This is a genomic window from Desulfitibacter sp. BRH_c19 (assembly GCA_001515945.1).
Classification (GTDB): Bacteria; Bacillota; DSM-16504; order Desulfitibacterales; family Desulfitibacteraceae; genus Desulfitibacter.
This window is the reverse complement of record LOER01000034.1, coordinates 119,215-145,354: the sequence shown is the minus strand read 5'-3', so window position 1 is coordinate 145,354 and position 26,140 is coordinate 119,215. Positions and strand designations below refer to the sequence as shown.

24 protein-coding genes are annotated in these 26,140 nt (G+C 36.3%); all 24 read left to right on the top strand.

The features are described from left to right. The first annotated feature begins 209 nt into the window (after window positions 1-209). The 24 genes from APF76_06420 (at window position 210) to APF76_06305 (ending at window position 26,136) form a co-directional block, all read left to right on the top strand. A complete protein-coding gene (locus APF76_06420; protein ID KUO50096.1) occupies window positions 210-1,763 on the top strand; it encodes a hypothetical protein in 1,554 nt (517 codons plus the stop codon). Beyond that, a complete protein-coding gene (locus APF76_06415) occupies window positions 1,760-2,839 on the top strand; it encodes a hypothetical protein (protein KUO50095.1) in 1,080 nt (359 codons plus the stop codon). The genes APF76_06420 and APF76_06415 overlap by 4 nt, the downstream gene beginning before the upstream one ends. 167 nt (window positions 2,840-3,006) lie before the next feature. Then, window positions 3,007-3,927, top strand: coding sequence for a hypothetical protein (locus APF76_06410; GenBank protein ID KUO50094.1), 921 nt, complete (start codon window positions 3,007-3,009; stop codon window positions 3,925-3,927). A 166-nt stretch (window positions 3,928-4,093) separates the two neighbouring features. Further along, a complete protein-coding gene (locus APF76_06405) occupies window positions 4,094-5,176 on the top strand; it encodes a hypothetical protein (GenBank protein KUO50093.1) in 1,083 nt (360 codons plus the stop codon). A gap of 55 nt (window positions 5,177-5,231) precedes the next feature. Beyond that, entirely contained in the window at window positions 5,232-5,858 is a 627-nt protein-coding gene (locus tag APF76_06400; GenBank protein ID KUO50092.1) for a hypothetical protein, read from the top strand. Between the two features lie 93 nt (window positions 5,859-5,951). After that, a complete protein-coding gene (locus APF76_06395; GenBank protein ID KUO50091.1) occupies window positions 5,952-6,950 on the top strand; it encodes a hypothetical protein in 999 nt (332 codons plus the stop codon). A gap of 67 nt (window positions 6,951-7,017) precedes the next feature. Next, a complete protein-coding gene (locus APF76_06390) occupies window positions 7,018-7,776 on the top strand; it encodes a hypothetical protein (protein KUO50090.1) in 759 nt (252 codons plus the stop codon). A 34-nt stretch (window positions 7,777-7,810) separates the two neighbouring features. Then, window positions 7,811-8,839: a hypothetical protein gene (locus APF76_06385; protein ID KUO50089.1), complete on the top strand. Its 1,029-nt coding sequence runs from the start codon at window positions 7,811-7,813 to the stop codon at window positions 8,837-8,839. After that, entirely contained in the window at window positions 8,836-10,308 is a 1,473-nt protein-coding gene (locus APF76_06380) for a hypothetical protein (GenBank protein ID KUO50088.1), read from the top strand. The genes APF76_06385 and APF76_06380 overlap by 4 nt, the downstream gene beginning before the upstream one ends. A 55-nt stretch (window positions 10,309-10,363) precedes the next feature. Beyond that, window positions 10,364-11,113 (top strand): hypothetical protein, encoded by a 750-nt coding sequence (locus APF76_06375; GenBank protein ID KUO50087.1) that lies wholly within the window; start codon window positions 10,364-10,366, stop codon window positions 11,111-11,113. 34 nt (window positions 11,114-11,147) lie between these two features. After that, window positions 11,148-12,491 carry a hypothetical protein gene (locus APF76_06370; protein ID KUO50086.1) on the top strand — a complete coding sequence of 448 codons (1,344 nt, stop codon included), beginning with the start codon at window positions 11,148-11,150 and terminating at the stop codon, window positions 12,489-12,491. Window positions 12,492-12,505: 14 nt separating this feature from the next. Beyond that, window positions 12,506-13,636, top strand: coding sequence for a hypothetical protein (locus APF76_06365; GenBank protein ID KUO50085.1), 1,131 nt, complete (start codon window positions 12,506-12,508; stop codon window positions 13,634-13,636). Next, window positions 13,629-15,050 (top strand): hypothetical protein, encoded by a 1,422-nt coding sequence (locus tag APF76_06360; GenBank protein ID KUO50084.1) that lies wholly within the window; start codon window positions 13,629-13,631, stop codon window positions 15,048-15,050. Before APF76_06365 ends, APF76_06360 begins: the two co-directional genes overlap by 8 nt. Beyond that, window positions 15,047-16,063 (top strand): hypothetical protein, encoded by a 1,017-nt coding sequence (locus APF76_06355; protein ID KUO50083.1) that lies wholly within the window; start codon window positions 15,047-15,049, stop codon window positions 16,061-16,063. The genes APF76_06360 and APF76_06355 overlap by 4 nt, the downstream gene beginning before the upstream one ends. Window positions 16,064-16,103: 40 nt before the next feature. Beyond that, a complete protein-coding gene (locus APF76_06350; GenBank protein ID KUO50082.1) occupies window positions 16,104-16,979 on the top strand; it encodes a hypothetical protein in 876 nt (291 codons plus the stop codon). 178 nt (window positions 16,980-17,157) lie between these two features. Next, window positions 17,158-17,787 (top strand): hypothetical protein, encoded by a 630-nt coding sequence (locus APF76_06345; protein ID KUO50081.1) that lies wholly within the window; start codon window positions 17,158-17,160, stop codon window positions 17,785-17,787. A gap of 282 nt (window positions 17,788-18,069) precedes the next feature. Continuing rightward, complete coding sequence (locus APF76_06340; GenBank protein ID KUO50080.1) at window positions 18,070-18,945, top strand: hypothetical protein; 876 nt, start codon at window positions 18,070-18,072, stop codon at window positions 18,943-18,945. 40 nt (window positions 18,946-18,985) lie between these two features. Next, entirely contained in the window at window positions 18,986-19,906 is a 921-nt protein-coding gene (locus APF76_06335) for a hypothetical protein (GenBank protein ID KUO50079.1), read from the top strand. 37 nt (window positions 19,907-19,943) lie between these two features. Continuing rightward, window positions 19,944-20,798 carry a hypothetical protein gene (locus tag APF76_06330; protein ID KUO50078.1) on the top strand — a complete coding sequence of 285 codons (855 nt, stop codon included), beginning with the start codon at window positions 19,944-19,946 and terminating at the stop codon, window positions 20,796-20,798. Further along, on the top strand, window positions 20,786-21,652 hold the full coding sequence (locus tag APF76_06325; GenBank protein ID KUO50077.1) for a hypothetical protein: 867 nt from the start codon (window positions 20,786-20,788) through the stop codon (window positions 21,650-21,652). Before APF76_06330 ends, APF76_06325 begins: the two co-directional genes overlap by 13 nt. Window positions 21,653-21,932: 280 nt before the next feature. Further along, entirely contained in the window at window positions 21,933-22,910 is a 978-nt protein-coding gene (locus APF76_06320; protein ID KUO50076.1) for a hypothetical protein, read from the top strand. Between the two features lie 171 nt (window positions 22,911-23,081). Beyond that, on the top strand, window positions 23,082-24,521 hold the full coding sequence (locus APF76_06315; protein ID KUO50075.1) for a hypothetical protein: 1,440 nt from the start codon (window positions 23,082-23,084) through the stop codon (window positions 24,519-24,521). Between the two features lie 5 nt (window positions 24,522-24,526). Next, a complete protein-coding gene (locus tag APF76_06310; protein KUO50074.1) occupies window positions 24,527-25,693 on the top strand; it encodes a hypothetical protein in 1,167 nt (388 codons plus the stop codon). Between the two features lie 14 nt (window positions 25,694-25,707). After that, on the top strand, window positions 25,708-26,136 hold the full coding sequence (locus tag APF76_06305) for a hypothetical protein (protein ID KUO50073.1): 429 nt from the start codon (window positions 25,708-25,710) through the stop codon (window positions 26,134-26,136). Window positions 26,137-26,140 lie beyond the last annotated feature (4 nt).

Below are 26,140 nucleotides of genomic sequence, written 5' to 3'. Positions count from 1 at the left end.
AAAAGGAAGAAGGCATGGCCCTTCTTCCTTTTAGAAGATTCACAAAACTAAATAATCTCAGTAATAAAGCATAGAAAAATTAGGCATAACCAACAAATACTACAATACTACAATGCAGCAAATTACAATAATATGTCTTTAGTTGAAAAGTGGGGGTCTTTTAGCAAAAGACTAATCCTTCTTCTTTTTTAAAAGGAGGTTGTTGCCAAATGAAAAAACTGGAAGTGGTAGGACTTAAGAAGTCATTTGGAAATGTTATAGCCAATGATTCTGTAAATTTTGACTTGAATAAAGGAGAAGTACACTGTATTCTCGGAGAAAATGGTGCCGGAAAAACAACAATGATGAATTGTATATATGGAATTTATCCGCTGGATGATGGGGAAATCTTCTATGAGGGTCAAAAATTTACTGTTCATAGCGTCAATGAATCAATTAAAAAGGGTATTGGAATGGTACATCAACATTTCATGCTCGTTCATAATATGACAGTATTAGAAAATATTATGCTTGGGTTGAAATCTGCCAAGGCACCTTTCTTAGATAAAAAGAATGTTTCATTGGAACTAAAAAAGCTTATGAGTAAGTATCAGATAGGATTAGATCTTGATCAGGAAATAAGAAACCTTTCTGTAGGGTCACAGCAAAGTGTAGAGATTTTAAAGGTGCTTTACAGGGAAAGCAGTCTATTAATTTTGGATGAACCGACTGCGGTATTAACCCCCTCAGAGACCAAGAAACTATTTGAATTTATTAAACAGTATGTCAAGCAGGGTAACTCAGTTGTTCTGATAACCCACAAATTAGAAGAAATATTAGACATATCTCATCGTATTACTGTTATGCGAGCAGGTAAAAATGTAGGAACTTATGAAAGAAAGGATATTAAGGATAAAAAAGAACTTGCTTCGAAAATGGTTGGAGAGATTATAGATTTAAAACTAAAGAATTCTTCCCAAAGGCCCTCTGAGCAAGTCCCTGCCTTGAGAGTTAAAAATCTGTTGGTGAAGGATAATAGAGGATTGGACGTTGTAAGAGATGTCTCGTTTGATATATATAAAGGAGAGATTTTAGGTATTGCCGGGGTATCTGGAAACGGGCAGAATGAATTAACAGAAGCTTTAGCAGGAATCAGAAAGCTTGATGGTGGGAATATTACTATCGGAGACAAGAAGATTGTGAAACACAACTCCAGGGAAATGCAGAAGAACAAAGTAAGATATATTCCGGAAGATCGACATAGATACGGGTTAATACTTAGCTTTTCAGTAAAAGACAATCTGTTGTTAAGCAGGTATTACGAGGAGCCTTATTCAACTCAAGGTAAATTGAACCATAGTTACAATCTATCATATGCGGAAAATAAGGTTAAAGAATTTAATGTTATTACACCCAGCGTAGATGTACCAGCTGAAAATCTTTCTGGGGGGAATCAACAAAAGCTTATCCTTGCTAGAGAATTGGCTTTTCAGCCAGATGTGCTGATAGCGACACAGCCTACAAGGGGACTGGATGTTTCAGCTGCAAAATTTGTGCAAAAATGTATAATAAAACAAAAAGAGATGGGTACCGCTGTGTTGTATGTGTCCACAGAACTTGATGAAATAATTGATATGAGTGACAGAATAATTGTCATGTATAACGGCAGAATTGTAGGAACATTTAATTCTTCTTCAGCGAATATCGGTGAAATAGGGGCCCTCATGGCTGGAAATATTCAAACTACAGCAATTGAGAATATTGAAGGAGGTACCGGTTCTTGAAATTTTTAGATTTTTTTAAGAATAAAGGGATTTATACTGTCTTATTTCCAGTGCTTTCAATTGCTCTAGGTATGATAGGTGCGGGAATAATTATTGCCTTTATCGGAGTTAATCCAATCCAAGTATATATAGAAATATTCATTGGTGCATTTGGGTCAATACATGGTTTTTTCGCCACCACCCAAAGATTTATTGCTCTTGCATTTGCGGGACTTGCCGTAACACTAGCATTCAGAGCAGGTCTCTTTAATATTGGAGTAGAAGGGCAACTCTATATTGGGGCACTTTTTGCTACATGGGTAGGAGTATCCTTTGCAAATCTACCGGTTTTTATTCACCTACCTCTAGCATTGTTAGCTGGTTGTGCAGCCGGAGCTTTTTGGGCGTTTATTCCTGGTTATCTAAAGGCAACAAGGGGGTTTAATGAAATCATTATTTCAATTTTTATGAATTTCATCGCCATCTATATTTTAGGAGCCAGTCTAAGTACTTTTTTAAAAGTACCTGATCAGGGAATACCATGGAGTCAAAGGATTTTAGTATCAGCACAAATTCCCCGAATACCTGAAACAACAGTTCATTATGGAATTGTTTTGCTTTTAATTCTTGCTTTGATTATTCACTACATTCTTAAACACAGAACATTTGGATATGAAATTAAAGCAGTTGGATGCAATAAAGATGCCGCCATTTTCGCGGGTATAGATACTACAAAAATTATTATACTGACGATGATATTAAGTGGAGCAATGGCTTCTCTGGCAGGAAGTGTAGAAATTTTAGGGATACAACATAGATTGACAGAAAGGTTTTTGGTTAACTATGGTTACAATGCCATTCCAATTGCCTTACTTGGAGGGTTAAGTCCACTTGGTACACTTTTGGTAGCATTTTTCTACGGAGCGCTATTAAGAGGGGCTAGTTCTATGCAAGTTGCTATGGGCATACCTGTTTCTATAGTCCAAGTCATTATGGCTTTAGCCATTCTTGCCTCTATTGGGATGAATGGACTCCAGAAATATTTAGGGGAGAAACACAAAAGAGTGAGTAAACTTCAAAAAAACAAAGAATGTTAAATTACTTAATCAGGGTAATTAGGATAAATTTGTCCAGTAATGTATTTAGGAATTTTCTTATAATCTTGAAAAAATTTTGAGTTGTAATTCATTTATTAAATTTCAAATTTCATTATTCTAGAGTTTTTAAGAGCGTACTAAGAATAAGGAAGAGGTGTTACGACGTCATGGAAAGTTTGATTATCTCAGGGATATTATTAACAATTCCTATACTTCTTGCAGCCATTGGAGACTTATATGCTGAAAAAAGCGGTGTTTTGAATTTAGGAATCGAAGCTTCAATGATTATAGGGGCATATTTTGCGTATCATTTTGCATTTTTTTCCGGTAACGTATATATCGGTTTAATAGCAGCTATTGTTTTTGGATTGATTATAGGTTTTATTAATGCAGTTTTTTTAGTAACCCTGAAATGTTCCCAGGTTGTCTATGGTGTTGCAATTAATATATTGGCATTAGGTTTAACGAGCACAATCTTCAGACTGTTTTTTGAAGTGGAAGCGGGATATAAAAAAGCACCGGGGCTTCCCAAAATAGTTCTACCTTATCTAAGTGATACACCTTACATCGGACCGATAGTGAACAATCAGACTATCTTATCCTATATTGCGGTCGGATTTGTTTTTATTACGATTATTATTTTTAAATATACGTCTATAGGTTTAAAAATCAAAGCGGTAGGAGAGAACCCGTTTGCTGCAGATTCGCTAGGAGTCAGCGTAGTAAAGACGAGATATGCAGGTCTTCTTATTAGTGGCATTTTCGGAGCCCTAGGTGGTGCCGCCTTAACGATAGGAGTATTGCATTACTTCCAGGACGGGATGACTGCGGGTAGAGGGTATGTTGCCTTAGCTGCAATCGTTTTTGGAGGATTTACGCCACTTGGAGTTTTGCTTGGGACTTTTTTGTTTGGTATGGCAAATGCATTTCAACTAAAGATGCAAGTAATTGGTTCCAATATTCCTTATCAGATATTTCTGGCTCTGCCGTACTTTCTCACAATTATAGCTCTTTTTATCGTTGGTCCCTCAACAACTCCCCGTTATAATGGAATACCTTTCTCCAGGGGTGGAGATAACAAATTATAACCCTAAATATATAATGTCATAAAAATATTCTAAATCTTTTAAAAATAACTATTGAATTTAACTAACTATTCTGTTAAACTTTAATTAAATGATATAATGTTATAACAACTACTTAAGTATAGAGAGTATCGGTTTATAATTAAAGCAGATTATAGGGGGTACAAACATGAAGCCAAGAGAAAGAATTATGGCTACTCTTATGGGTGAGGAGCCAGATAAAATCCCAGTTGTAGCTGCAGATTGGTTAAGAAAAGGCTCGCAAGGAGGTTGGAGTCGTCGTCTAATGGAAAGGGGATTGGGAATTATACGTTGGGTTTCACCCTACAAACCATTCTTTATACATCCACACAACATGAATCCGCAAATTGAGGGGATAGATTTTACTCAGAAATTTTTCGTTGAAAAGGGTACTGCCAAATGTAGAAACACTTTTGATACTCCTGTGGGCAGTCTTACTGAACTGCTTAGATTCAATAAGCTTGACTTTGGGGCATGTGCTACAGAAGAGAATTTAGTAAAAGAACCATCTGATTGGCGTGTAATGAATTATATATTCAGAGCTAGTCTAGATAAGCTTGCACCTAATTATGAGCCTTTTGAACTAGAAGAAGATGAGCTAGGTGATAATGGCATGACTTTCGCAGTAGTAGAAAAGACTCCATTTCAAAGATCCTTTGTGGAACTCGCATCAACTGAGAGAACCATTATGGACTTTGCTGAAAAGCCTGATGATTTTATTGAGTTTTTGGATATACAAAGAAAGTTGCATGAGCGAATAGCAGAAATAGTTGCTGGATGCCCAGCTAAGTTTGTAGAAATAGTAGATCATATCTCGGATGTTATTTCCCCTGCTTATTATAAAGAGTATTGTATTCCTTATTATGAAATCTACAGTAATTCTTTGAAAGGTACCGGCAAGATACTTGGCGTACATATGGATGGCCGGTTTGGACATATAAAGAAAGAAGTCGTAAATGCACCATTTAATGTAGTCGAATCTTTTACGGTTCCTCCACTCGGTGATCTTTCTATAACTGAAGCTAAAGAAATTTGGCCTGATAAAATGCTATTTGTAAACTGCCCTCCACATTTGAATTGGGCTGAGCCAAAAGATGTTCGGAATGGATTTAGCTCCATCTTAGAAGAATGGGGAAGCAAAAAGGGTTTGATTATTGAACACTCTGAAGAAATACCTCTAGAAACATTAGAAACTAACCTTTCCTGTGCTTTAGATGTATTTGGGTATTAAGGAAATTTCAGCAAAGTGACTATTAAAACTCCAAAGAATAGAGGGGAAGATAATCATGTATTATGAAGAAATACAAAATTCTGTTGCAAATGGGAAAAAGGGTAAGACCCTTGAATTAGTTCAAAAATCTCTCAATGGTGGAGCTTCAGGATTGGACATAATTAATCAAGGACTAATACCAGGAATAAATATCGTAGGAGATAAGTTCGAATCGGGAGAATGTTTTGTACCAGATATGTTGCTGGCTTCCTATGTCGTGAAAGATGCTATGAAGCTTGCATCAAAAGGATTAACAGAAGGTCCATCAACCAAAAAAGCTACTATTGTATTAGGAACGGTAAAAGGGGATTTGCATGATATTGGCAAGAATATGGTAGAAATGATTTTGGATGTTAGTGGTTTTAGAGTTATAGATTTGGGCGTGGATGTTCACGAGGAAGATTTTGTGAAAGCTATAAGAGAGTATAAACCAAATTTTTTAGGAATGTCATCATTAATTACTACTACAATGGTAGAAATGCAAGTTGTAATTGATGCACTAAAGAGTGCTGGTCTAAGGGAAGATCTTAAGGTTATAATTGGTGGAGCAGCTGTTTCAGAAGGCTTCGCTGCTCAAATCGGAGCTGACGCATACTCTCGGCATGCTGCTTTAGCTGCCAGGCAACTCAAGCAGTGGTTATAGAAACGTTGACTATTACAAACAGCTCAAATGTTATAACAATATAATGTAATAATGTTAGTAAAACCGATAACTTATTACACAGGGGTGTCAATAGTGAAATCAAGAGATATAGTTCTTAATGCCCTTCTTGGAAAAGAAGGCCCCATACCTTGGATTGAGATAGAAACCAGGGATGAACTTATTGCAAAAACGTTTAACGTAAAAAATGTGGGCTGGACAGAAAGAGTTGAGTATGCAAAATTTGTAGGTCAGGATGCTGTAGGTATGGCTCACTGGGATAGGTTTGGAAATAAATTATTAGAAAAGAATGGAGTTCTAGGTTTTCAGCCACTAATAAAAGAAAGGGGGGACTTAGATAAGTTCTTTAATATGCCTAATGAAATAGATGAAGAAGCCATAATCAGGCAGGTAAAGGAAGCAAAGGAGGCAATAGGAGATTCTGGACTGGCACTATTTGTTGCTCACTTATTATGCCTTGATCCTGTAATGATTGATCTTGGCTTCGAAAACTTTTGCTATAAGCTGTACGATGACTTAGATCTTATCAAGGACATGTTGGAAAGATATACACAATACTATATGAAGATTACAAGTATCTATAGTTCACTACCAGAAATAGATTTCATATGGGTTGGAGAAGACATAGCCTATAATAGTGGTACCTTTATTTCACCCAAGCAGTTTAGAGAGTTAATCATGCCATATTTTAAGAGAATTACTGATAAAATCGAAAAACCTTGGATCTATCATAGTGACGGCAATATTTTGCCAGTCATTGATGACTTGTTGGGTTTAGGAATGAATGCGATTCATCCTATTCAACCTGATGTAATGGATATTTACGCTTTGAAAAAAACTTTAGGGCAAAAAATAACGCTTGTGGGTAATGTAGATTTAAACCTCTTATGCACGGGAAATAAAGATAGGGTTAAAAAAGATGTTAGATCATTAATGACTGTGATAGGCAAAGGAGGCAATTATATTCTCTCTAGCAGCAACTCTCTAGCAAATTATTTAAATACCGAAAATATTATTGCAATGGGTGAAGCCAAAAAGAATTGGAATATGGAAAAGTATAGTGCCCACTTATAGAAATGAGGGTCTTAACCCATATAGTATTTTGGATAAAATTTAATAAAAAGGATGTAGTGTAAAAAAGATGAGTGTGTTTAAAATCGATCGAAATGCTCCAGAACCACTGTATTATCAAGTAAAACAGATACTTTTAAAACAAATAAATCATGGAGAACTTAAGCCTGGCGAGATTATCATGACTGAGAAGGAACTATGCGAAAAATTTCAGGTTAGTAGAATAACTGTGCGGGCTGCTATTCAAGAAATGGTACAGGAAGGTTACTTACAACGCCGTCAGGGTGTAGGTACTTTTGTTTCACAACCTAAGCTTAGCCGTGGCACTAACAGCCGTAGAAGCTTTTCCGAGGAAGTTAGTTTAAGTGGACGTAAGCCCGGGTCAAAACTTTTGGAACTAAGGTTTGAGTCTGCTGTAGGACAAATCGCTGAAGCTTTAGGCATTGAAGAAGGCAAGAAAATATGGGTTATTGAACGTTTAAGGACTATTGACGATGAACCCGTAGCTTATAGTACTTCGCATTTAAACCTTCCTCAGGAAATATATTTGCATCCAGGGGAGCTAGAAAAGGAAGTATCTTTATGGGCACTATTGTTTCAAAAGGGAATTATTATTAAGGAGACAGAAGATACAGTTCAAGCTATTGCAGCAAATAGCCATCAAGCAAGGGTTTTGAAAATACTTCAGGGCAATCCACTTTTACTTGTTGAAGGAATTTCTTATGATGGAGATGGTTGTCCAATAGAATATAGCTATGTATATAATAGGGCAGACCGTTTTAAGTATTCAGTACGGTCAACCACTAACCAGTATGTAAGTATGGACTAAATTACCGCACAAATAAAGATTGAGGAGGCAATATATGGCTAAGATCATGAATTCTATGTGGTGTGTTGAACCAGGAGTAATTGAAATGCGTGAAAAGCCTGTATATCAGATAGGCCCTAAAGATGTTCTTGTAAAAATCGCTTATTCAGGAATTTGTCCTTGGGATCTTAGGGTTTACTTGGGCAAAAAGAATGTTCCATTACCACGCATTCTCGGTCACGAAATCGCCGGTATAGTTACTGAAGTTGGTTCAGATGTAAAGGACTTAGAGATAGGAACTCCTGTTGTTGGTGATTTCATAGTCAAATGTGGTGTTTGTAAAAACTGTAGGAATGAAAGAGAAAATAAGTGCCTTAACCCTACATTTCTGCCTGGAGGTTATGCAGAATATGCTGCTTTTCCAAGAAAAAACATTCATCCCATTAAGCCTGGTGTTAGTTTAAAAGCTGCTGCTTTTACTGAACCTTTGGCTACAGTTTTTAGAGGTCAAACAGTACTAAGATTAAAACCTGGAGAAACAGAAGTAGTAGTGGGTGTTGGACCCATCGGTCAGCTTCATGCACAAGTAGCTAAAGCATATGGGGCTCGGGTTATTGCAGTAGATTTAATCCAAGAACGTCTTGACTTAGCTAAGAAACTGGGCGCAGATGCTATTGTTAACAGTTCCCAGCACGATATGGTGGCAGCTATAGAGGAATTAACGGATGGTAAGGGAGCAGATGCAGCTGTTGTTGCAGTACCTTCATCACCATTAGTTTCCGAAACTGCTAAAGCTTTAGCAATTGGAGGACGTTTGAATATTTTTGCAGGGATTTATCCTGTAGATCCAATAAGTATCGATCCTAATTTAATTCATTACAAGGAGTTAAATATATTGGGTTCTGCTGATAGTACATCTACAGATTTTTATAAAGCACTTAAAATGATTGAAGACGGAACTATAAAAGTGGAACCTTTAATCTCTCATCTCTTGCCTTTAAATAAGCTTCAAGAAGGTTTAGATATAGTAGCTAAATGTCAAGGGCTGAAGGTGATGTTTGAAGTAGGAGGGGAAGAAGGGTGAGCAATATAGCCCCCAGCATTTTAGGAATAGATGTCGGTACTTCATCTTTAAAAGCTGTCTTATATTCAATAGATGGCCAGATAATAAGTATTGTAAATGAGAAATATTCCTATGAAACTTGTAAGACTGGTTGGGCTGAAATAGATCCAGAAGTATGGTGGGAAGCTTTTAAAAAGGCAATGACGTCTTTAAGAAAATCAGGAATAAGTTTAGATCAGATACAATCAATAGCTTTTACTGGGCAAATGCATTCTGCCGTTCTCCTGGACAGAAAAGACAATGTTATATGCCCATCCATACTATGGCTTGATAGAAGGGCTATAAAAGAAACAGAAGAGCTTCAGAGTATGTTTCAAATTCCGTTATATCAGTTAAATAGCACCTATACAATATCGAAACTTTTATGGATATATAAGAACAGAAACGATATTACTGAAAGAATTAGTAAAATAATTTGGCCTAAGGACTTTTTACGCTGGAAGATGACTGGACAATATTATACAGATAGAACTGAAGCTTATGGTTCAGGACTATATGATTGGGAGAAGAATACATGGGCTATTGATAGGATAGCTGCAGTTGGGCTTAAACCTAAAGCAATGCCAACAATACAACCAGCAAGCCATGATGGCGGAACAATACATAAGCATATAGCGGATGAGCTAGGGTTTAGTGAAAGTATAAAGGTTGTAATAGGTATGGGTGATATGGCGGCTTTAATTGGCGGTGCACCACCAAAGCAAGGTAGAGTTGTATGTTCTCTAGGCAGTTCTTCAATGATATTTACTACTATTGAATCAAGTAAGATTATAAGTGTTCCTAATGACGCTTTATACAAACTTAATATGGAAAATTATCATTTGTTTGGTGGAGTATCCTCAACTACTGGCGCAGCAATAATGTGGTTTTATGAAAATATATTGTCAGGTCTAGAAAATAAAATAGAATTTAATGAGTGGATTCATGAAGCTTTGGAAATTGAACCAGGATCAGATGGTGTATGTTTTATCCCATATCTAACAGGAGAAAGAAGTCCCTATTGGAGTGATGATATACGAGGAGGGTTTTATGGTTTAAAGTTGTCCCATGACAAAAGACATTTAGCTAGGGCAGTCTTAGAGGGGATAGCTTATAGTCTAAAACACTTGCTGGATCTTTACGAAGAATCTGGTGTTATTGTAAAAGAACTAGCACTAGCAGCTGGTGGCATTAGAACTCCTGGTTTGTTGCAGATTATTGCTGATGTATGCCAAAAGGACGTATTTGTGTACGCTGGGCAGGAAACAGTTACAAGAGTATTGTTTGCTTTATCCAAAGAAAATCTAGGATTAGGTAATTTTGAGAACAACCTGATGTCTACTTTTAATAAACCAGAAATAGTAAATCATAGTAAACAAAATAAATTAGCTTATGAAAAGGTCTATAGTAATTATCTCAAGTTTTCCAAATTTGCATCTAGTTTAAACTAAATTTTTTAGAAATAAATATATTAATGAGTTTTCAAAAAAGAAGGGAGTGCTTCACATGAGTGGGAAGAAGCGAAGAATGGAAAGATTATTTAGAGGTCCTGAAAAACGTTGTCTAATGGTTCCTCTAGATCATGCTCCTTGGTTGGGTCCAATTAAAGGAATTAATAAACCGAAGGAAATTGTGGGGCAGGTTCTAGATGGAGGGGCAAATGCTTTGCTCGTTACTCCAGGTTTCCTAAACCAAGTTGGACATATAGTAAAGCCAGAAGTTGGTATTGTTTTAAGGGTTAGTATCGTAGCAGGACCTAGTGAGGAAGCGTTTCAAGAAACCCCAGCTGCCACACTTAAAACAGCTCTTCGATTAGATGCAGATGCTGTTGCAGTTTCTATTTTCTTTGGAAGAAGTGGCGAATGCAGTATTATGAGATGGATGAGCGAATTGATTGAAAAGAGTTATGAATATCAGATGCCAGTATTAGCTGAAATGATGCCTTCAAGTGATAAGTTTTTTGATGCAGAAGCAATAGCCCATGTATCAAGATTGGGAATGGAACTTGGCGCAGATATAATAAAGACAAACTATTGTGGCGATCCAGAAGCTTTTAGGCAAATAGTTGACTCAGTAGGCTTACCAATCGTTGTGGCCGGAGGAGCTAACCAAAATGGCGCTGATGGAACTATAAATATGGTCAAGGAACTTATGCAGGCTGGAGCTTCAGGGGTAGCAATAGGCCGAAGAGTGTGGCAGTCAGATAATCCAGGAGAACTTGTAAGCAATATGCGTAAAATAATGTTCACTGCATAATCTATGGCTTAAACATAAGGGAGAGTGTGAATAAGTGGATATTAATATGCTTCTAGATAAACTGAAAGCAATTGTTGGAGATAATAATGTAACAACTGAAGAATTCATTCTTCATACTTATACAAATGATTTTTCTGTTTCACCTTCAGTTGTACCTCTAGCAGTTGTAAGACCCGGTACTACTGAAGAAATATCAAATATCGTTAAGCTTGCAAATGAATATAAAATCCCTATTTCTCCTAGGGGCGGAGGTTCGGCTCAAGAGGGTGGTTGTCTGGCAGTAGAAGGTGGAATAGTCATAGAAACTCTTCGTATGGATCGAATACTTAATATAGATGAGGATAACAGCATAGTCAAGGTTGAGGCTGGAATCACCTTTGGCAAGTTAATGGCTGCCTTAGAAAAAAAAGGCTGGAAAATTGGCATTGCTCCTTCAGGCGCATTGGCTGGAACGGTTGGTGCCCATCTCTCGCGACCAGGAGTAGGCTGGGGAAATGTAAAATATGTAAGCCAGGGAGATCAAGTTTTAGGAGTTAAAGCTGTGCTTCCAATGGGAGACGTTGTTAATACTGCAACAGCAGCTAATCCACATTCTGAAGTCTTTTTTCGATATGCTTTAGGTCCAGATTTAACCGGACTTTTTATTGGGGCTGAAGGTGTTTATGGCATAGTTACAGAGGCAACCTTGAGAATGTATCCTTATCCTGAAGAGATATATCTTGAAAGATTTTCAGTAAGGAGCTTGAAAGATGCTGTATCTATTTTTAGAGAAATTGCAATTCACAATCTTACATGTTTTATTTCGGCACCTTTTATCAATTCAAATGAAATAGTATTTGATATTAACATTGAAGGCTTCGAAAAAGAAGTGGAAGCTAAAAAAGAAGAAGTTAGAAAAATCATCAATAAATATCCGGATGTAAAACATCTAGGTTCCGATGAACCACTAAAGTTTTGGGAGAATCGCTGGTATAATACTGGTTTAGAATTTGTAGATGGTATTGCAGGTGTTGTAAACTTCTTTTTACCTTACTCAAAGATTGAACTCGGTATTAATGAAATGCGAGAACTCATTGATAAGCATGGAGTGACAAAATATGTGCAGCAGGTGTTTCCTGGGCCGACTGGAGCAGAGGTTGTAGCACTTTTATTTCATAATCCATCTGATAAAGAAGAACTAAATAAAATCTATTCTGCTATGAAGGAAATGATGAGCAAAAGTTTGATTTTGGGTGGAGCACCATATTCAAAAGGAAGACAATGGGCACCCTTTTTGAAAGAAGAAATGAAAGAAACTGGATATTGGAGCATGTCAAAAACTATTAAGAAGGCTTTAGATCCCAATGCAATAATGAATCCAGGTGTAATAGGTTTTTAAAAGGAGGTCCAGGGATGCTAGAAAAATATCTTGATGAAATAAATAAGTGTACTAGATGTGGATTTTGTAGAGTGTGGGGTTGGAAGGATGTTGATTCGGTCTGTCCAGTTTATAAGTATACAGATGGATGGGAAACCCAATATCCCCGTGGAAGAGTAAAACTAGCAAAGCTTTTAACCGAGAAAAAAATAAAAATATCTGAAAAAATGGTTGACCATTTGCTTATGTGTACACTTTGCGGTCATTGTAAAATTTCGTGTCCAATTAATATTCCATTAGACAAAATTTTCCATGCTATACGAAAAGAAATAGTCGAAAACGATTTGTCAGATCCTGCACATAGAGAGATGGCAAACAATGTAATAAAAGATAGTCATCCATTTGGTAATAGAAGAAGACACAGTTATGCTGAAAAGAATATGTCAGGTAAAATAAAAGTTCTTTATTATCCTGGATGTAATGCAAATTATAACGCTCCAAAAATAATTAGAGCCACAAAATCAGTATTTGCTAAACTTCAGATTAATTACCAAGTTTTAGATGAAGATGCCTGTTGTGGCTATCCGCTATATGAAAGCGGTCATATTAGTGATATGAAAATGGCAGCAGAAGAAACGCTAAGTAAGATAGAGAAGTACGAAGCCGACATAATAGTTACTGCATGCCCAGGATGTTTAAATGCTTTAAAGCATCTTTATCCTAATGAGTTAAGTTTAAACCACAATTATGATATTAAAGACATTTCTGAATTTTTGATACCTTTGGTTAATGGAAAATTGTCTTCTCATAATAAAACTGTTACTTGGCACGACCCTTGTGTACTTGGTAGACACCTAGGTATTTACGAAGAACCTAGAAATTTACTAAAAGTGATACCAGATATTAATTTTGTAGAAATGAAGCTACATCATGAAAAATCTAGATGCTGTGGAGCTCCATTGGCAGAAATTCCTAGAATGAATGAATTATCTATTCAGGTAGCCTCTGAGAGGGCAAAAGAAGTAGAAGAAGTAAAGGCTCAAGAAGTAGTAACCTCATGTCCAGCTTGTTATTCAAACCTTAAAAGAGCAGTAGGTTTTAATCAACTTGATGTTAAAGTTAAATTTCTTACAGAACTAATTAATGAGGTGTTGTCGGATGAGTGAAACTAAAATGAATATAGATATGTTAATAATGAATGGTTTAGTCGTTCCAGTTACTGGACCAAATCAAGTTATTGAAAACGGTGCAGTAGCTGTAAATAAAGGCAGAATCCTTGAGGTTGGCACAACAGATACTTTAATAGATAAGTACAATGGTAGAAAGATTATTAATGCAAGAAATAAGGCGGTAATGCCTGGGCTGATAAACGCTCATTGTCATTTCTTACAGGATTTCCTGAAAGGTGCTAGAGATGATTTGCCATTAATTGATTGGATTGATCAAGTGAGTTTTCCGAGAATTAGGGTGGCTGTACAGGACTATCTAAATGGCAGAAATGAACTCCAAAACTTTGCCACTTTACATGGATGCATTACAAATATAAAATCGGGTATTACGAGCGTGGTTAATATGGAATGGGCAACACCTGTTGATACTATTAAAGTGTATGAAGACATTGGGATTAGGGCGGCACATACACTGACTATTACAGATAATCATAAATGGACACCTTCAGCGGCCATATTAAGTAATGACATATTGTTTAATTTAGCTGATGAGCTTAACGAACGATGTAAGGGTTCTAAGGATAATAGGGTTTCATTTTGGTATGGTTTAGCCTGTCCCAATTCATGTACCCCTGGTATGTTAACTAAAGTACGTGAACTAGCTGACATGAAGCATATCCCAATTCACATTCATTTAGCGGAAACAGAATATGAGTATAATAGCTTTAAAAAGAATTATAACAAAACTCCAACCGAATTCTTAAAGGATCTAGGAGTTTTAGGAAATGATGTTCTAGCGGCTCATTGTATCTGGGTAACAGATGAAGACATAAAGATACTAAAAGAGACAGGAACATCGGTAGTTCATAATCCTGAATGCAATATGAAAATAGGATCTGGAATAGCTCCTATAGCAAAAATTCTAAAAGAGGGCATAAATGTATCATTAGGTACAGACAGTTGTGCAGTTAATGATAATACAGATATTTTTCAAACCATGAGAATAGCAGTTATGCTTCAGCGGGTTGCAAATCTAGACTCTATGATTGTTTCAAGCTATCAAGCTTTAGAAATGGCTACTATAGGAGGAGCAAAATCCCTTGGGTTAGGAGATCAATTAGGAACTTTAGAATCCGGTAAGCTAGCTGATATAATTCTGGTTGATCTTAAATCAGCTAACATGAGACCTATAAACAATATTATTAATAACCTAGTATATTGTGCTCAATCTGGAAATGTAGATACGGTTATAGTAAACGGAAATATAGTCATGGACAATAAAATCATGCTAACTGTAAATGAAGAAGAGGCACTTTATGAAGCTGAAGCCTATGCATTAGGGCGTTTTAAAGAAGCGGGGTTAAGTGTACCCTCATATTACCTTACATCTATAAAGGAGGGCAAAGAATGAAGGCAGCTGTATTAATTAAACCTCTGAAATTTCAGATTATTGAAATAGAGCAACCTGAGCCTGGACCCTTTGAGGTAAGGATAAAAGTGAAAGCAGCTGGTATATGTGGAACAGACCTAGAGGCTTATAAAGGCAATAGCCCAAAAGGGTGGACTATACAGTATCCATTTCAAATGGGTCATGAATTATCTGGTGTTGTAGATAAATTAGGAACAGAAGTACAGGGTTTTAAAATTGGAGACCACGTTGTACCGGATGGAAGGCTTGTTTGCGGTAGATGTATTAATTGTCATAAGGGTCACTTCAATGCATGTTTGAATGCTGGGTATACTTCTGGGGGATTTAAAGAGTATAGTGTTTATCCTTTTCAAAATCTTGTGAAGATTCCCAATGGTGTCTCATTTGAAGAGGCGGCTTTAACTGAACCACTATCTTGCTGCATATATGGCACTAGCCAATTAAACATACCATTAGGCTGTAATGCAGTAGTAATAGGTGATGGGCCAATTGGACTTTTACATGCACAGATTTTACGAAGTCGTGGTGCCAAAACTACAATAATAGGAATAACCAAGGAACGCCTAGAGGTAGCAAAAGGTCTAGGTTTTGATTCTATAATAAATGCTGAAAACCAGGATATGGTTGAAGAAGTAAAGCATATAACTGGCGGCTATGGTGCTGATATTGTGATATCAGCTGTAGGTAATGAAAAGGTTTTAGAAGATGCATTAATTATTTCAGCAAGAAAAGGACAGGTGTTATATTTCGCTGCAGTAATGAAAGATAAAATTCAATTAGATTTAGACCTCGTCCACTATAAGGAGTTAAGGCTAATAGGCAGTTATGATTCAACTTTAGCAAATTATAGAGATGCTCTAAAACTTATGTTTTTAAATCAGATTGATGTTAAACCACTTATTACTCATTCATTTTATTTAACAGACATTAAACAGGCATTTGAAGCAGCACATTCTCAACAGGGAATGAAAATTGTAATTAAAAATGAATGCTAATCTTGAATTAATTTAAGTAAAGCAAATTGGAGGTATCGAGGTGTCTATGCTATTAAATAATGTTTATATTGAAGATACTTATGCAGAGTCTTGGAAGTTAGAAGTGGTACGTTTGGTTATTACAGCTGTTTCATCAGATATTGCAATGGATGCTGCTCAACAGTTTACAGGAGCTGCTGGTTCAAGTGAGTTGGGCTCAAAAATTAATGGTGGCATTGAGAGAAATGCTTTACCTCAAGAAACTCCTGATAATAGACCTGGTGTTATTATAGCAATGACTATGCCCCCTCATATGAGAGATCAGTTTCTTGAAGAATTAGCTTTAAGATATCACCTTGCTACATTGATACCTACTATTACAATATTTGATTGTATGTTATCGGGCTTAGAGAATGTCGAAAAATTTAGAATTAATAGTCTCCTAGAAGAGAATTGGCAAGGAGTAAATTCTTTTAGGAATGAAAGTGGAAGAGATATATGTATTGTACCTACGACTACAGGATTTTTTAAATATGAAACAGAGGTATCCATTTCAACCAGCGGGGTAGATGGCCATTTCGTTTGCTATGCAGAAAATGAGGTTTCAGCTGTAATAGCCATTAAAGCAGCGAAAGATGCATTTGAGGGAATTGATGGAGTGTCTCCTATGGGATTTGGTCTTGAGCAGATTTATAAGCTTCATCAGTATTGCCCTGAATTAAGAAATAGAGTTGATGAAACAAAGGTACCAGAAGGTGTTGGTTCAATTCTAAATATATTATTCTTTGGCGTCAGCGAAGACTTAGTGGCTATAGCAATTAAACAGGGGATAGAAGCTGCAGTTAGAGTACCAGGTGTTATACAAATTGGAGCAATGAATTTTGGGGGGAACTTTGGACCACATAAGTTTTACCTACAAAAACTATTTAAAGTGTAAAGTATATTAATCAGTTATTTAGAGACTGAGTGTGCTATTGAGCAGGATTATTATTCAGGAAGGAGGGGTAAAAGAGTCTAACCATTATAGAAAGGGAGTGATGAGGAGAAAAATGGGTTTTATTGTCAGAGTATTCTAGGTTTATTGATACCAAAAAAATATGGAGGTGTTAATTAAAATGGCACAGATGACACCAAATACTGGGTCAATTGAAAGAGTTCGGGAAACACTACCAACCCCTACAACAATTCACATTGTAACTTGTGCTATATGGGCAGGTATTATTGCAGTATTGCAAACTATTTCCATGTTAGGGTTTGGAATTTCAGCAGTAATAGTTAGTTTAAATATTGCTGTAAGTCTTTATGTTGTAGCAGGTTTGTGGTTTGGAGTATGGGGGATACTTGGTGCATGTATCGGAATGATTATAGGTAATTCTATAGGGGGCATGCCCTTAATTACAACATTATTATTTCAATTAGCTACAGTTTTTGAAATTGCTGTTCCCGCCTTAGCATTTCGTTACTTTGCATGTAGTCCTTTAGCAAGAGATATGAAAAGTATTGTTGTGTTTATTCTTTTTGGAGCTTTAATCAATAGCTTGATATCATCATTTTGGAGTGCTTGGTACGTCGTGTTAGGACAGACAGCTCCCGAATTTTGGTTAATGGCAGTTTGGCCTTCTTGGTTTGGCGGCTCTTTTGTTGGCAGAATTATTTTAGGGCTCATCGCTTTATGGGTATTGTCACCATTTATTGTACGTTTCCGAGGACATGTGCCAAATGAACCAGGTCGCTGGTTGGCGTAACTATAATATAGGAGGTGCAACCACATGGTAGAAGATGTAAAAGAAGTTAAGAATGCTGATGATAGTTGGACCAAAGGTATTATGATTTACAATGTTGTGTTTACTTTGGCAGCTACTGGCTTAGTAACGTATGTTTTATTGGTGGTAATTCCAAATTTAAGTAAATAGTAAATATAATATATTGATAGGTTGATCAGTTCCATCTAAACTGATCAACCTATCTACCAATAATAAGAGCAAAAAATACTCCTAGAAAGTAGTCTGGATTGGGAGGATTGGAATATGGTACAGAATTTTCTTCGTGGAAAGCTTTCATATGCAAAAGGAACAATTGAGTTTGGAATAGGAAAACCTATCTTGTGTATCAATGATCAGATGGGATATTGTATAGAAAAACCTGAAGTACTTGCAGAACTGCAGGATGGCTGTCTGGCCAGTTTATTAAAACTTGCTGAGGATGGCATGGAAATGGGAATAAATGTTGTTAATGTTCAGCTTATGCAACCTAAACTAGACCAGCTAAAGTTGCTGCCAAGAGTAATAGAGTTACTTGTGGAAAAAACAGGCTGCTGTATTGCAATTGACGCCCGGGATACTAAAGTGGTAGAAGCAGGCTTAGCAGTTTATCCATATAAGGCCATGTGTAACATAGTAAATGGAGAAAAAGATAATCTAAAAAAGATGTTGCCAATAATAGCTAAGTATGGTGCAGCTGTTGGAACGGCTTTAGTTTATGAAAAGGGAATACCTGAATCTGTAAAAGATAGAGTGTTTGTTGCAAAACGTATAGTAGATGCCGCAGAAGCACATGGTATACCTCGTGAAGATTTAGCTATAGACGCTGTGTGTTTACCTATTGGGGTAGTCCCAAATAGTATGCAGGTTACTCTAGAAACAATTAAAGCATTTCATGAAGAGCTGGGAGTACCAGCACTACTCGGTATAAGTAATGCAGGATATATGATGCCAAACCCGGGACTAATTGACTTAGCGTACTTTGTTTCTGGAGCTTCCTGGGGGTTAAATGTGGCAATGGTTAATCCATCAACCCCACATTTAAGCCAGATGACTTCGACTATGGATTTTTTGAATGGTATAGACCCATATGGCGTTGAATTTATCAAGCAATACAGAAAAAGTCTTTCTTATAAACAATAATGGATAGATATAGACACTTAACTAAAAGGAGTGGAGGACCGTGGAAACAGCCACATTGGCAACACCAGGATCAAAAATAGAGTATAGAAAAACAATTTTTGGCTACACGCCCAAGGAGACACCGTTTTCGGTATTACATCCGTTGGCAAGGATAATGATCGTTATAGTTTTCAATATTCCTTTCCTTATTGTCAACCCTTTTCTGAACTTAATTTTTCTTGCTACTGTTTTAATCTGCTATAGGGTAGCTAATGTACCAAAAGCTTACTTGTTAAAGTTTACACCTTTTTTGTTTATTTTAACGTTCTTCTTGTTTTTAAGCTTTGCTTTTTTCCCTTCAGTATGGATAAAGCCACCTTACGAGTATGTTATTTTTCAATTCGGCTTTACGTATTATTATGAAAACTTTATAGCAACTGTAACAATGTGGGTTAGATGGATGTCAGCCATTTTTGGTGTAATATTTGTTTTATCTATCATTGATGAAAGAGATATAAACATTGCATTAAAGAGTCTACGCTTTCCATATTTTTTTAGATTTATAGTAGCTACTGCATTACGTTGTTTCTTTACCTTCTACTACGATGCAATGCAAATAATTGAAGCACAAAAAGCTCGAGGATTAGATTTAGATAGCATGGGGATGTTAAGAAAAGCCAAATATTATGCTGCTGTTATGGTGCCATTAATAATGATTGAACTCAAAAAAGCAGATGAGATGTCTGATGCTTGTGATTCAAGAGGATATGTGACAACGTTTAAATCAAAGGATTATAACAGAACTGAATATATCGGACATGATAAAATCCTTAAATTTCATGATAAGGCATTTATAATATTTGTAGTATTGTTCCTTCTGGCAGTTTTAATTGCAAGATTTCTACCAATAATTGGTCCAATTATAAAATGGATTCCTGCTGACCCTGCTTTCTGGCCATCATTGTTTCAAAGGTTTTTTTAAATAGCACTAATAAAATAACTGAAGGGGGTATAGATAAATGTCTCAGCCTTTTATAAGTGTTAAAGATGTTCACTATAAGTATCCAGATGGCACTAAGGCAATTTATGGGGTTGATTTGGATATCTATGAGGGAGAAATAGTATCTATTGTAGGACAAAATGGTTCTGGAAAAACCACTCTGGTAAAGCATTTTAACGGACTGCTTAAACCTACAGAGGGAGACGTGTTGATAGGTGGAGTAAGTGTAAAAGAACAACCACTAGGTACTCTTGCAAGAACTGTTGGTTATGTATATCAAAATCCAAGTTTGCAACTGTTTTGCAGAAGTGTAAGAGACGAAGTATCCTTTGGTTTGAAACTATTAAAAGTGCCAAAGGATCAGATAGCTAAAACAGTTGAAGAAGTTTTGGAAACAGTAGGGTTGCTAGATAAAATTGATGAGTATCCTTTCTTTTTAACCATGGGTGAAAAACAGAGAGTAGCTATAGCTGCAATACTGGCTTTACAACCAAAGGTATTGATAGTGGATGAACCTACTACTGGTCAAGACTATAAAATGGCTTATCAGTTTATGAAACTTTTTGAGAAACTAAACAAAGAAGAAGGAAAAACAATAATATTTATTACTCACGAGATGAGATTTTCAACAGAATTTGCAAAAAGAACTGTAGTAATGAGCCGTGGGAAGATATTATTGGATGGGCCATCGGGACACGTTTTTACTCAAGTTGATAAATTAAAAGAAGCTTTCGTTGCACCTCCTCAAATTACTGAGCTAGTTTTAAAAATGGGTGAATCAGGTATAAAATCAGACATACTTACCGTTTCGGAATTATTTGCTGAAATTAAAAAGATTCACAAGAAAAGGGGGGGCGGCAAGTGGAGTATATAATTGATATTGACAATTTATCCTGGCAGTACAAAGATACTGAGAAGTGGGTGCTTAAAGATATTTCATTGAAAATTAAAAAAGGTGAGTTCATAGGTATAATGGGTCAAAATGGTGCAGGTAAAAGTACTTTCTGCCGATGCCTGAATGGTCTAATACCACATAGATTTAATGGATCTATGAAAGGTAAAGTGATGATAGACGGTGAAATAGATACCTTTGACATGCCCATTGCTGAATGTGCCAGGAAAGTTGGTATGGTATTTCAGGACCCTGATGCCCAGTTCATTAGGGGAACTGTAGAAGAAGAGATAGTCTTTGGTGCAGAGAATGCAGGTTTCTCGATACAAGAAATAAAGGATAGGCTAGAGTGGACTTTAAACGAAGTAAATTTGGATAGGGGTTTTTTAGACAAGCCCCCTAGTGATCTATCGGGTGGCCAAAAACAGAGAGTAGCTATTGCCGCATCCCTCATACTAAAACCTAAAATTATGGTTTTAGATGAACCTACTTCTCAGGTTGATCCCATTGGTAAACTGGAGGTATTTAAAGTTATACAAAGACTTCGTAAAGAGCATGACATGACAGTAATACTAATTGAGCACAGATCAGATGAAATTTTAAAATTCGCTGATAGAGTATTACTATTAGATGAAGGACAAATATTGATGTCTGAACCACCTAATAAGTTCTTTCAAAAGGTAGACTTGTTAGAAGCAAAATGTGTATATCCACCACAAGTTGCACAGTTAGGGTATTTGCTTCACAAAGATCCCGATATTCAACTGCCAATGGAAGAAATACCTGTTACTGTTGAGCAAGGTATTGAATGTTTAAAGAAGATATTACAACTTTAACTGACTAACTTGGTGTAAGTCTCGCATCTTCTAGCTTTGCACTGGTATAAGTAAAATTTTATTCTAAAATTAACTTATACTGGCGTAAGTGGGAGTACAACGCCAACTAAGTCATTCATTCGTAGCTCTAACTTTGTATTAGCAGTTCTAACCTTAGCAAATAAAAAACAATTTACTAAGCTAAGAACTGCGTCAAATTCAGCGGGAGTAGAATCTCCCCCTGAATTAAGATCTTACTTCAATTTTACAAGTTTTTTATCAAAAAGGAGGCTATTCATTTATGAAGTATAGAATAATGGGAAAAACAGGGTACAATGTTTCAGAAATAGGTTATGGTGCATGGGGTATTGGTGGCGATTGGTGGAAAGGTGGGTCTGATGACGAGGCATTAAAGGGATTGCATAAAGCAATAGATTTAGGTGTTAATTTTATTGATACGGCTTTAGGTTATGGGAATGGTCATAGTGAGCAGCTAATTGGTAAAGTATTAAATGAAAGGTCAGAGAAAATTTATGTTGCTACAAAAATTCCCCGTAAGGACGTTATGAGACCCGTAGAACCGGGCACTCCGATTTCCGGGGCTTATCCTAAAGATTGGATTATTGAATGTACAGAAAAGAGCTTGAAAAACTTAGGTTTAGAAAAGATAGATATTCAGATGTTCCACTTTTGGACAAATGAGTGGGTTAATGATGATGGTTGGAAGGAAGCAGCGGCATTATTAAAAGAGCAGGGTAAGATTGGTGCCTTTGGTGCTTCAATAAATTTCCCATACAATAATCTAGATAATGGAATTCCAGCAATAGAATCAGGACATTTTGACGTTTGCGAGGTTGTTTACAATATATATCAGCAGGAACCAGAAGAAGATATTTTTAAAGTAGCATTAAAAAATAATGTAGGTATCATTGCAAGGTGCCCTTTGGATGAAGGTTCATTATCTGGAAAGGTTGGCCTAGATTCAGTATTTCCTGAAGGAAGCTTCCAGGAGTATTACTTTAGAGACGAACGTAAACAAGAAGTATATGATAAAGCCAAGGAACTACAGTGGTTAATTGATGAAGGTTATGCTTCTTCTTTACCTGAAGCAGCTTTGCGTTTTCCATTAAACCAAGAGGCTGTTTCAACTATAATCGTGGGAATGAGAAATGAAAAGCACGTCGGTAGTAACTGCGGTGCCTCAGATAAAGGTCAGTTACCTCAGGAAGTGATAGAAAGACTTAAGGCCCACAAATGGCCACACGATTACTGGGCTTAAACGTATTTAGCTATTTCCTTTATATATAGATTTTTAATAGTTTAACGTAACTGGCTTCACTCCAACTTGATAGCATATATGGGAAAACAAATGGAGTGAAGCCAGTTTAATTTCCAATGCAAATATCTAAAGGTTTATGACTAGTTTTGGTAACGGTAGGAGGGGGATATCATGACAGAAGGCCTAACAGAATTGGAAAAAAAGTTAAATGGCAATGCAACAAGTAATGAATTTGAAAGAAGCTTTTATACTAGAGATTTAGCTCCTGTTCCAGATATCTTAAGTAAAGTGTTGTTTAATAGTATGCCGGACATGGTCATTCGCCCAACTAGTGTAGACGAGATTGTCCAAGTTTTGCAAACAGCCCATGAAGATCAAATACCGGTTACACCACGTGCGGGTGCTACTACAGCATATTTAAATGCTGTTCCTACTCAAAAAGGAATTGTGGTTGATCTAACATCATTAAAAGGAATCATAAATATAGATTTGGATAATTTACAAGTAGAAGTTTACGTAGGTACATCATGGAAAGAGTTAAATGCGGAGCTAAAGAAGCATGATTTAACAGTTCTTTCAGTACCTAGTAGTGGTGAGGCTTCTACAGTCGGTGGATGGTTTGCCATGGAGGGATATGGTATTGGAAGCTTGAAATATGGTTCATTCCATAAACAGGTAATAGCTGCAGAAGTTGTTCTTCCTCATGGAGAAATAATTAATTCTACTGTGGATAGTGATTATCCGCTAAGCTGGTTTGCTGGTTCAGAAGGCACATTAGGAATTGTTACCAAAATTACATTTAAGGTAAGAAGAACTCCTGAAAGGGAAGTTCATATTGCCATTGAATATAAAAATATTAAAGATATTCAGGACGCTTTGTTAATTATAGAAGATTTAAATAGTGATGACATTCCTTATAATGTTCATTGGTCTAATCCAGATTTTTATTATATGTTAAAGAAGATTGGTTATCCTGCCCATGAGGAGAATCATGTTTTGCTGGTAAGTTGCCAGGGAGAACATGAGAATACACAAGCAAGCATACAGATTGTAAATGAAATAGCTATTAAAACAAATGGTGAAATAGTTCAAAATAAGACAGGGGAAAATGAATGGAATGAAAGGTTTCGGTCTTTGAGAATAAAAAGGGGTGGACCTACGCTACTAGCAGCAGAAGTGATAATTCCAATTAATAGTTTAGGTGAATACTATAAACTAATTGAGAATTTTGGACAGAGAGCTGCTACCTATGGTCATATGTTAGATGACCATAGAATAGTATTACTGCTTATGTATTATGCAGATGAAACAAAATCATTAGAGTATTTGTTTCTAATGGCCAAAACACAAAAAGTATATAATGGTGCAATAAAACTTGGGGGTAGACCCTATGGCATTGGAGTATGGAATTCTGTATATATACACAAGGCCTATTCACCAAAATTTATCAAGGAAATCTGGGGACGAAAGAAACTAATTGACCCTAAAAATATAATGAATCCTGGGAAAATATACGGGAATTCTAAATTGTTACACCCAAAAGTTTTTCAGATTGCTTCATCGAGTGCCAACGTAATAAGTAAGTTTTTAGGCATTGGAAAGGGGAGATGAGAGATATGAATAAACCTTTCTATACTGATTTGATAAATGAAACTTTGATATGTGCTCGATGTGGATACTGTAGAGTTGATTGTCCAATCCATAAGGTAATAGGATGGGAATCAAGTTCTCCAAGAGCGAGGATTAAGATTGTTAAGGATATGCTAGATAAAGATAAAGCTTTCAGTAAGCATGAGATAGAACGCATTTTTCAATGCACTTTATGTGGAAAATGTAGGGACGTATGTGCTACAGATATAGATACTGTGAGACTATGGACTGAAATAAGAAAAGAGATTGCTAGCAGGAAAAAGCATCCAGAAAATTTACAGGTTTTAAGTCAATCCATTCTAGAGAGTAAAAATATTACAGGTGAAGATTCACAAAGCCGTGAAATATGGCTTGATTCTCTTGATGATGAATACAAAAATAATATAGGAAAGCCTTCAAAACTATTATACTATCCTGGATGCACCAGTTCTTTATTTCCAATAGGGTACAAAATACCTCAGTCCTTCGTGCAGATACTAAAAATTGCTAATGTTGATTTTTCATTATTGGGTAAGATGGAACAATGCTGTGGGTTTCCGTTGATATGTTCAGGAGAATTTGACCAATGTGAAGAATTAATTACGGCTAACGTAGAAAACATAAAGCATCTTGGTGTCGAGGAAGTAGTTACCACCTGCCCTTCCTGTTACAATACTATTAAAAAGAATTGGCCGGAAGTGCTTAAAAGAGATCTGCCTTTTACTGTTAGTCATGTGTCACAATTTTTAGATAGAACTATTAAGGCTGGCAAAATAGAATTAGGAGAGTTTAATAAAAGAGTTACGTACCATGATCCTTGTGATCTAGGACGAAATGGAGGTATCTATCAAGAACCGAGAAGTGTTTTAAATAGTATTCCCGGGTTAGAATTAGTGGAAATGGAGTTTTCTAGGGAAAACGCAAATTGCTGTGGCGGAGGTGGCAGCCTTGAATCCGTTGATGCTGGGTTGTCAGGTAGTATAGCAAATAATCGGTTATCTGAGGTGTTAAAGGTGGGGGCGGAAATTCTTGTCTCGTCTTGTCAACAATGTAAAAGGACTTTTCATAGTGCAAGCAGAAAAAATAAGATTAGGATAACAGTTTTAGATTTAACAGAAATAGTATTAAAATCAATTAAAAATGTAGAAAAATAAGGAGGTATATCAATTTGGATATTAAAGGATATATATTACCGGATGAATTGCTTTATGATAAAAAACATTTTTGGATAAAAGATAAGGATACCTTTATAACTCTAGGAATGACTGATTTTGCAGTAAGACTTGCTGGAGAATTTGTATTTGTAGATATAGTTGAACCTGGAAAGAAGGTAGAAAAAGACAAAGTTTTTATGTCAGTAGAATCGGGAAAGTGGGTTGGAAGAGTAACCTCACCTATTGATGGAGAAATTGTTGAGGTTAATGAAGAGTTAGAGTTTGAACCAGAAAAGCTTAATGAGGATTGCTACGAAGAAGGTTGGTTAGTAAAAATAAAAATTAGAGACAGAAGTCAACTGGAAGAACTAATGACGGTAAAGGAAGTTGAACCCTGGCTTTTAGATGAAATAAAGCGTGTTAAGGGTGAAGACAAAGAATAGCATG

Excerpts from the sequence above, each read along its gene's own strand:
- APF76_06420 (KUO50096.1), top strand. The coding sequence starts at position 210 with ATGAAAAAACTGGAAGTGGTAGGACTTAAGAAGTCATTTGGAAATGTT.
- APF76_06410 (KUO50094.1), top strand. The coding sequence starts at position 3,007 with ATGGAAAGTTTGATTATCTCAGGGATATTATTAACAATTCCTATACTT.
- APF76_06405 (KUO50093.1), top strand. The coding sequence starts at position 4,094 with ATGAAGCCAAGAGAAAGAATTATGGCTACTCTTATGGGTGAGGAGCCA.
- APF76_06400 (KUO50092.1), top strand. The coding sequence starts at position 5,232 with ATGTATTATGAAGAAATACAAAATTCTGTTGCAAATGGGAAAAAGGGT.
- APF76_06390 (KUO50090.1), top strand. The coding sequence starts at position 7,018 with ATGAGTGTGTTTAAAATCGATCGAAATGCTCCAGAACCACTGTATTAT.
- APF76_06385 (KUO50089.1), top strand. The coding sequence starts at position 7,811 with ATGGCTAAGATCATGAATTCTATGTGGTGTGTTGAACCAGGAGTAATT.
- APF76_06375 (KUO50087.1), top strand. The coding sequence starts at position 10,364 with ATGAGTGGGAAGAAGCGAAGAATGGAAAGATTATTTAGAGGTCCTGAA.
- APF76_06365 (KUO50085.1), top strand. The coding sequence starts at position 12,506 with ATGCTAGAAAAATATCTTGATGAAATAAATAAGTGTACTAGATGTGGA.
- APF76_06360 (KUO50084.1), top strand. The coding sequence starts at position 13,629 with ATGAGTGAAACTAAAATGAATATAGATATGTTAATAATGAATGGTTTA.
- APF76_06355 (KUO50083.1), top strand. The coding sequence starts at position 15,047 with ATGAAGGCAGCTGTATTAATTAAACCTCTGAAATTTCAGATTATTGAA.
- APF76_06345 (KUO50081.1), top strand. The coding sequence starts at position 17,158 with ATGGCACAGATGACACCAAATACTGGGTCAATTGAAAGAGTTCGGGAA.
- APF76_06340 (KUO50080.1), top strand. The coding sequence starts at position 18,070 with ATGGTACAGAATTTTCTTCGTGGAAAGCTTTCATATGCAAAAGGAACA.
- APF76_06330 (KUO50078.1), top strand. The coding sequence starts at position 19,944 with ATGTCTCAGCCTTTTATAAGTGTTAAAGATGTTCACTATAAGTATCCA.
- APF76_06320 (KUO50076.1), top strand. The coding sequence starts at position 21,933 with ATGAAGTATAGAATAATGGGAAAAACAGGGTACAATGTTTCAGAAATA.
- APF76_06315 (KUO50075.1), top strand. The coding sequence starts at position 23,082 with ATGACAGAAGGCCTAACAGAATTGGAAAAAAAGTTAAATGGCAATGCA.
- APF76_06310 (KUO50074.1), top strand. The coding sequence starts at position 24,527 with ATGAATAAACCTTTCTATACTGATTTGATAAATGAAACTTTGATATGT.